Annotated in this window: 8 protein-coding genes; all 8 read right to left on the reverse strand. The window is 51.2% G+C overall.

From position 1 onward, the window contains the following. Positions 1–4 precede the first annotated feature (4 nt). Complete coding sequence (gene rpoB / locus ACUTSU_RS22005) at positions 5–4,033, reverse strand: DNA-directed RNA polymerase subunit beta (RefSeq protein ID WP_445652932.1); 4,029 nt, start codon at positions 4,031–4,033, stop codon at positions 5–7. 333 nt (positions 4,034–4,366) lie between these two features. Then, entirely contained in the window at positions 4,367–4,732 is a 366-nt protein-coding gene (gene rplL, locus ACUTSU_RS22010; RefSeq protein WP_012004743.1) for a 50S ribosomal protein L7/L12, read from the reverse strand. A 62-nt stretch (positions 4,733–4,794) separates the two neighbouring features. After that, positions 4,795–5,292, reverse strand: a complete 498-nt coding sequence (rplJ, locus tag ACUTSU_RS22015) for a 50S ribosomal protein L10 (protein WP_004953935.1) — start codon at positions 5,290–5,292, stop codon at positions 4,795–4,797. A gap of 329 nt (positions 5,293–5,621) precedes the next feature. Next, a complete protein-coding gene (gene rplA, locus ACUTSU_RS22020) occupies positions 5,622–6,326 on the reverse strand; it encodes a 50S ribosomal protein L1 (RefSeq protein WP_445652931.1) in 705 nt (234 codons plus the stop codon). Positions 6,327–6,329: 3 nt separating this feature from the next. Further along, a complete protein-coding gene (rplK, locus tag ACUTSU_RS22025; protein WP_006323135.1) occupies positions 6,330–6,758 on the reverse strand; it encodes a 50S ribosomal protein L11 in 429 nt (142 codons plus the stop codon). Positions 6,759–6,916: 158 nt separating this feature from the next. Next, a complete protein-coding gene (gene nusG / locus ACUTSU_RS22030; RefSeq protein WP_012004741.1) occupies positions 6,917–7,462 on the reverse strand; it encodes a transcription termination/antitermination protein NusG in 546 nt (181 codons plus the stop codon). A gap of 1 nt (position 7,463) precedes the next feature. Next, on the reverse strand, positions 7,464–7,847 hold the full coding sequence (secE, locus tag ACUTSU_RS22035) for a preprotein translocase subunit SecE (protein ID WP_012004740.1): 384 nt from the start codon (positions 7,845–7,847) through the stop codon (positions 7,464–7,466). Positions 7,848–8,104: 257 nt separating this feature from the next. Then, positions 8,105–8,432: EF-Tu C-terminal domain-related protein (locus ACUTSU_RS22040; protein WP_445654730.1), on the reverse strand; the 328-nt coding region annotated here is incomplete at its 5' end.

The raw sequence follows: 8,432 nt of genomic DNA on the forward strand, positions 1-8,432 counted from the left end.
ACGATTACTCGCCTTCCAGTTCGATGTTGATACCGAGCGAGCGGATTTCTTTCAACAGTACGTTGAAGGACTCCGGCATGCCTGGTTCCATGCGGTGATCGCCATCCACGATGTTTTTGTACATCTTGGTACGGCCGTTAACGTCATCCGACTTAACGGTAAGCATTTCCTGCAGGGTATAAGCTGCGCCGTATGCTTCCAGTGCCCACACTTCCATCTCACCGAAGCGTTGACCACCGAACTGCGCCTTACCACCCAGCGGCTGCTGAGTAACCAAGCTGTAAGAACCGGTTGAACGGGCGTGCATTTTATCGTCAACCAAGTGGTTCAGTTTCAGCATGTACATATAGCCAACGGTAACCTGGCGCTCAAATTGCTCACCGGTACGGCCATCGAACAGCGTAATCTGACCCGAGGTTGGGATCCCGCCCATTTCCAGCAGTTGCTTGATTTCACTCTCTTTCGCACCATCAAACACCGGCGTTGCGATTGGCATACCTTTTTTCAGGTTCTCTGCCAGACGCAGTACTTCATCGTCGGTGAAGGTGTTCAGGTCAACTTTCTGGCAGACATCGTCGCCCAGATCGTAAGCCTTCTGAATGAACTCACGCAGCTTGGCCACTTCCCGGTGCTGCTTGAGCATTTGGTTGATCTTCTCACCAATGCCTTTTGCAGCCATACCCAAGTGGGTTTCCAGGATCTGACCGATGTTCATACGTGATGGTACGCCCAGCGGGTTCAGTACGATGTCAACCGGCGTGCCGTTTTCATCGTAAGGCATATCTTCGATCGGGTTGATCTTGGAGATAACACCCTTGTTACCGTGGCGGCCTGCCATCTTGTCACCCGGTTGGATCTGACGCTTAACAGCCAGATAAACCTTAACGATTTTCAGCACGCCTGGTGCCAGATCATCGCCCTGGGTGATTTTACGACGCTTGGCGTCCAGCTTCTTCTCAAAGTCGGATTTCAGTTCGTCGTACTGCTCTGCCAACTGCTCCAGCTGGTTTTGCTTCTCTTCGTCGGTCAGGCCCAGTTCCAGCCAGCGATCGCGTGGCAGCTTGCTCAGCTTTTCAGCTTCAACACCGCCGGCAACCAGCACCGCATGGATACGTGCGAACAGACCAGCTTCCAAGATCTGCAGTTCTTCAGTCAGGTCTTTTTTCGCCTGCTTCAGCTGCATTTCTTCGATTTCGAGCGCACGCTTGTCTTTTTCCACGCCATCGCGGGTGAAGACCTGCACGTCGATAATCGTACCGGAAACGCCGTTTGGTACGCGCAGAGAGGAGTCTTTAACGTCAGACGCCTTCTCACCAAAGATCGCACGCAGCAGCTTCTCTTCTGGCGTCAGCTGGGTTTCACCTTTTGGTGTTACCTTACCAACCAGAATGTCGCCACCGGTCACTTCAGCACCGATATACACGATACCGGACTCATCGAGTTTGGAGAGCGCTGCTTCACCCACGTTAGGGATGTCGGCAGTGATCTCTTCAGGCCCCAACTTGGTGTCGCGAGACACACATGCCAGTTCCTGAATGTGGATGGTAGTGAAGCGATCTTCCTGAACCACACGCTCGGACACCAAGATGGAGTCTTCGAAGTTATAGCCGTTCCATGGCATGAATGCCACGCGCATGTTCTGGCCCAACGCCAGTTCACCCAGGTCTGTGGACGGGCCATCTGCCAGCACGTCGCCGCGCTCGATTGGCTCACCCAGATTCACACACGGCATCTGGTTGATACAGGTGTTCTGGTTAGAACGGGTGTACTTGGTCAGGTTATAAATATCGATACCTGCTTCGCCCGCGAGCATCTCGTCTTCGTTAACTTTGATAACGATACGGGAAGCATCCACGTACTGGATCACACCGCCACGTCGAGCTACGGCAGTAACGCCGGAGTCAACAGCTACAGCACGCTCCATACCGGTACCTACCAGCGGCTTGTCAGCACGCAAGGTTGGAACCGCCTGACGTTGCATGTTCGCACCCATCAATGCACGGTTGGCGTCATCGTGTTCCAGGAATGGAATCAGTGAAGCACCAACGGATACAACCTGCTGGGTTGATACGTCCATATAGTCAACCTGATCGCGGCTGAACAGGCTTGATTCGCCTTTGTTACGACAGGTGACCAAGTCTTCTACGAAGCGGCCTTCATCATCCAGGTTGGAGTTCGCCTGAGCGATAACGAAGTTGCCTTCTTCAATAGCAGACAGATAATTGATTTCATCGGTAACCAGGCCGTCACGCACGCGGCGGTACGGAGTTTCCAGGAAGCCATACTCGTTTGTCTGCGCATACACGGACAAGGAGTTGATCAGACCGATGTTTGGACCTTCCGGCGTTTCGATTGGGCAAACGCGACCGTAGTGAGTCGGGTGTACGTCTCGAACTTCAAAGCCGGCACGTTCACGGGTCAGACCGCCTGGGCCCAATGCAGAGATACGACGTTTGTGCGTAATCTCGGACAACGGGTTGTTCTGGTCCATAAACTGAGACAGCTGGCTGGAGCCGAAGAACTCTTTCACCGCCGCCGAAATTGGCTTGGCGTTGATCATGTCCTGTGGCATCAAGGTGTCCAGATCGCCCAGGGACAGACGTTCTTTAACCGCACGCTCAACACGTACCAGACCTACACGGAACTGGTTCTCGGCCATTTCGCCGACGGAACGGATACGACGGTTGCCCAAGTGGTCGATATCGTCCACTTCGCCTTTACCGTTACGGATACCGATGAGCTTCTTCATCACTTCGATGATGTCGTCTTTGCTCAGGATGCCCGAACCTTCGATCTCGTCGCGCAGCAGAGAACGGTTGAACTTCATACGACCAACCGCAGACAGATCGTAGCGGTCTTCAGAGAAGAACAAGTTCTCAAACAGGTTTTCAGCAGCTTCGCGCGTTGGCGGCTCACCAGGGCGCATCATGCGGTAGATTTCTACCAGTGCGCTCAAACGATCGCTGGTTGGATCGACACGTACAGTCTCAGAGATGTACGCACCGTGATCCAGGTCGTTGGTGAACAGCGTTTCGATACGCTTGTGGCCTGACTGGCTCAGTTTGGCCAGCAAATCCAGCGACAGCTCCATGTTGGCTGCGCAGATCAGCTCACCGGTATTGGTATCGATATAGTCCTTCGCGACCACTTTGCCCGCGATGTACTCAACCGGTACTTCAATACTCTGAATTTCGTCTTTTTCGAGCTGACGGATATGACGAGCGGTGATACGACGGCCTTTTTCAATATAGATCTTGCCGTTGGCTTCGATATCAAACGAAGCAGTCTCACCACGCAGACGTTCTGGAACCAGCTCCATCTGCAGCTTGTTATCACGGATCTCGTAAACTACTTTCGCAAAGAACAGGTCAAGGATCTGCTCAGTGGTGTAGTTCAATGCGCGCAGAATGATGGTCGCAGGCAATTTACGGCGACGGTCAATACGCACAAACAGGTTGTCTTTCGGGTCAAACTCGAAATCCAGCCATGAACCGCGGTAAGGGATGATACGTGCGTTATACAGCACTTTACCCGAAGAGTGGGTTTTACCCTTATCGCTGTCAAAGAATACGCCAGGACTACGGTGAAGCTGAGATACGATAACCCTCTCAGTACCGTTGATCACAAAGGTGCCGTTTTCGGTCATGAGCGGAATTTCGCCCATATAGACTTCTTGTTCCTTGATGTCTTTGACCGTACCTTCCGGAGCTTCACGCTCATAGATGACCAGGCGCAGTTTTACGCGCAGCGGTGCAGAGAACGTCACACCACGGATCTGGCACTCTTTGACGTCGAAGACCGGCTCACCAAGACGGTAGCTAACGTATTGCAGCTCCGAATTGCCACTGTAGCTCTGGATAGGGAAAACAGAACGGAAAGCGGCTTCTAGGCCGTGCTGCCCTTCTGGATCTTGCTCGATAAACTTCTGGAACGAATCAAGCTGGATAGAAAGGAGATATGGTATGTCCAAAACTTGTGGACGCTTACCAAAATCCTTACGAATACGTTTTTTCTCGGTATAGGAGTAAACCATAGGGTTCCTCAGCTCGCTGGAAAGTCGAACCTATTGTCCGTCCGGATATAGGACGGTTCACGCAACACCATTTTGTCGACCGGAAAGCGGGAACACTCTCCGCAATACTCGTTTCTATCACGCTTAAATCATTTCGTTGCGTTGTGCGGCAGATTTTGCTGCGGCAGGGAAGGCAATATATTAAGTCGTCGATAGAAAGAAATATTGGGGTTAGCCAGTAGCCAAACAGTGTGAAACTCTACTGACGCCCTACAGCGCAAAAAGGCTGGTGACCAAAAAGTCACCAGCCATCAGTCTGTTAGTTAAAACAGACTGCACTCAGAAAGCAGTGGCTTATTTAACTTCAACTTCAGCGCCAGCTTCTTCCAGAGCTTTTTTCAGTGCTTCAGCGTCGTCTTTGCTGATGCCTTCTTTCAGTGCTGCTGGTGCAGACTCAACCAGGTCTTTAGCTTCTTTCAGACCCAGGCCAGTTGCGCCACGTACTGCTTTGATTACTGCAACTTTGTTCGCGCCGATACCTTTCAGTACAACGTCGAATTCAGTTTTTTCTTCAACAGCTTCAGCAGCAGCAGCAGGACCTGCAGCTACAGCAGCAGCAGAAACACCGAACTTCTCTTCCATAGCGGCGATCAGTTCAACGATTTCCATTACAGACAGAGCTGCAACGCCTTCGATAATTTGGTCTTTAGTGATAGACATAACAAATGTTCCTAAAATTCAGAAATAGTTTAAATACGTAAGCAACGGATAAGAAAAAGGGCTTATGCCGCTTCTTTCTGATCGCGCAGTGCAGCCAGAGTGCGAACCAATTTGCCGGCAGCGGCTTCTTTCATGGTTGCCATCAGGCGTGCGATTGCTTCATCGTAAGTAGGCAGAGTTGCCAAGCGGTCAATTTGTGCCGCAGGGATCATCTCACCTTCAAAGGCCGCAGCTTTAATCTCGAACTTTGCATTCGCTTTCGCGAAATCTTTGAACAGACGAGCAGCAGCGCCCGGGTGTTCATGAGAAAATGCAATCAAGGTAGGACCGACGAACGTGTCTTTCAGGCATTCGAATGGAGTGCCTTCAACTACGCGACGCATCAGGGTGTTACGAACAACACGCATGTAAACGCCAGCTTCACGACCTGCTTTACGCAGTTCAGTCATTTTATCAACGGTAACGCCACGGGAATCCGCAACAACCGCAGACAGCGCGCCTTTGGCTACTTCGTTGACTTCAGCAACAATCGCTTGTTTGTCTTGAAGATTTAATGCCATTAGCTCTTTGCTCCTGGATTTAGCCGGGGGAAATCCCCAGCACTCACATCACTCAACACCTTGTGATAAATCACGCAGTGAGAGCGTTCAAACACGGTGAGCAGAATCCAGCAAAGACAATTTAAAATTTTCTTTAGGCTCTGTCACCGTCTACGCAGGAAGGATTAAGTACCTTTCGATACACCTGCGGTCTTGGACGGAGGCCTGGATAGGCCAGGCTCCAACCGAAAAATCTTTGTTTCGCTGTGACTATTGCCAATAGCAAAACCTTGGGGCCTAGGATTCTAGACAAATCCCAGCCCCAAGTCAAAGCGATAATCGCAAGGCGATTAGTTCGCTACAGCAGTCAGGCCGCTTTGATCGATAGCAACGCCAGCACCCATGGTGGTGGAGAGGCTAACTTTCTTGATGTACACGCCTTTAGCCTGAGATGGTTTTGCTTTTTTCAGCGCAACCAGCAGAGCTTCCAGGTTTTCTTTCAGCTTGTCTGACTCGAAATCAACCTTACCGATAGTGGTATGGATGATGCCGTTTTTGTCGTTACGATAACGAACCTGACCTGCTTTAGCGTTTTTCACTGCTTCAGCAACGTTCGGAGTAACGGTACCCACTTTCGGGTTTGGCATCAGGCCACGTGGACCCAGGACCTGGCCCAGTTGACCAACAACGCGCATTGCATCCGGAGAAGCAATAACAACGTCGAAGTTCATTTCGCCTTTCTTGATCTGGTCTGCCAGATCTTCCATACCTACCAGCTCTGCGCCAGCAGCTTTAGCTGCTTCAGCGTTAGGGCCCTGGGCAAATACGGCAACGCGAACGGAACGACCGGTGCCGTTTGGCAGAACGGTAGCGCCACGAACGTTTTGGTCAGATTTACGCGCGTCGATGCCGAGGTTAACAGCAACGTCAACGCTTTCTACGAATTTAGCGGTGGCCAGCTCTTTCAGCAGAGCAACAGCTTCGGTGATGTCATACTGTTTAGTAGCATCAACTTTGTCACGGATCACGCGCATGCGCTTGGTCAGCTTAGCCATTTCTTAATCCTCCACTACCAGGCCCATGGAACGAGCAGTACCTTCGATGGAGCGAGTCATCGCTTCAACGTTGGAACCAGTCATGTCCGCAGCTTTGGTTTCTGCGATTTCACGTACCTGAGCACTTGTCACTTTACCTACTTTGTCTTTGTTCGGCTTGCCTGAACCAGACTTGATACCAGCCGCTTTTTTCAGCAGAACTGCTGCTGGCGGGGTTTTGGTAACGAAAGTGAAGGAGCGGTCAGAATAAACAGTAATAACAACCGGAATCGGCAGACCTTTCTCAACGCTGTCAGTCTTAGCATTGAACGCCTTACAGAATTCCATGATGTTAACACCTTGCTGACCCAGAGCTGGACCAACTGGCGGACTTGGGTTCGCCATACCGGCTGCAACTTGCAGCTTAACGTAGGCTTGTACTTTCTTGGCCATTTACAATTCCTCGGTTTGGGTAATAACGCCTCGCAAAAGGCTCCCCGTGTATCACCTCACTCTAAAGAGCAAGGCCTATAAAAACAAAAGGCGCGAAATTGTAGTTCAATTTCGCGCCTCTGACAAGCGGCAAAAGCCACTTATTGCTGATTAATTGATCAGCCTTTCTCAACCTGAGCGAAGTCCAGTTCCACCGGCGTTGCACGGCCAAAGATGGAAACGGAAACTTTCAGGCGACTCTTCTCGTAATCCACTTCTTCAACAACACCGTTGAAGTCAGCAAACGGACCATCGCTAACGCGGACCAATTCACCCGGTTCGAACAGCGTTTTCGGACGCGGCTTATCACCAACCTGCTGCAGGCGGTTCATAATCGCATCAACTTCTTTGTCGCTGATCGGAGCCGGACGGTCAGAAGTCCCGCCGATGAAACCCATTACGCGTGGAACGCTGCGTACCAAGTGCCAGCTGGCGTCATTCATTACCATCTGAACCAGTACGTAGCCCGGGAAGAATTTACGTTCGCTTTTGCGACGCTGGCCGCCACGGATTTCAACAACCTCTTCCGTAGGAACCATGACTTCGCCGAACAGTTCTTCCATATCATGCAGTTTGATGTATTCACGCAGCGATTGCGCTACGCGACCTTCAAAACCGGAAAACGCCTGAACGACGTACCACCGTTTTTTTGGAGCTTCAGACATTTTAGAACCTCAGGCCAGTAATAAACGATACCAGACGGACCAGAATACCATCCAGCCCCCACAGAATCAGTGACATCACGGCAGTTACCGCGGCAACGATCAACGTGGTATGTAGCGTTTCCTGACGAGTTGGCCAGATCACTTTGCGTACTTCAGTACGCGCTTCGCGTGCAAACGCAACGGTGGCTTTGCCTTTGGTCGTCATCAGCGCCACAGCGCCTGCAACAGCGATAACCACTACAACGGCCAGCGCGCGTAATGGCAGGCTGAAATCACGGTAGAAATAGTTACCAACAATCGCTACAACCAACAGAACAGCGACGATCAGCCATTTAGCCGTTTCCAGGCCGCGCCCGCTCCCTTGAGCCTCGGTATTCGCACTCATAAACCAACCTGTCACAATGAATTCAGAACAGACAACTTTGCCTCGCACTGCAAGGCAAACCAAACCGATCAGGTGCTGCTCGGCAGCATCTCGGTGTTTTACGCTATGACGTATTTCAGTCAATACGCTTTAAGAGCCCATCTCACCAATGATTATGACTGCAAAATCGCTGATGAGATAGGTTCTAGTTCACAGCGTAGAAAAAGGGCATCGAATGATGCCCTTTTACCGCGTGTCGCGTCAAACGTTATCAGCGATTAAGCGATAACTTTGGCAACAACACCAGCGCCTACAGTACGGCCGCCTTCACGGATTGCGAAACGCAGACCGTCGTCCATCGCGATTGGGTGGATCAGGGTGACTTTCATGTTCACGTTGTCACCAGGCATTACCATCTCAACGCCTTCTGGCAGTTCGATGGTACCAGTCACGTCAGTTGTACGGAAGTAGAACTGTGGACGGTAGCCTTTGAAGAATGGAGTATGACGACCACCTTCATCTTTGCTCAGGATGTACACTTCTGAATCGAACTGAGTGTGCGGCTTGATAGAACCTGGTTTAGCCAGTACCTGACCACGTTCGATA

The sequence above is a fragment of the Serratia sp. NA_13 genome (genome assembly GCF_052691735.1).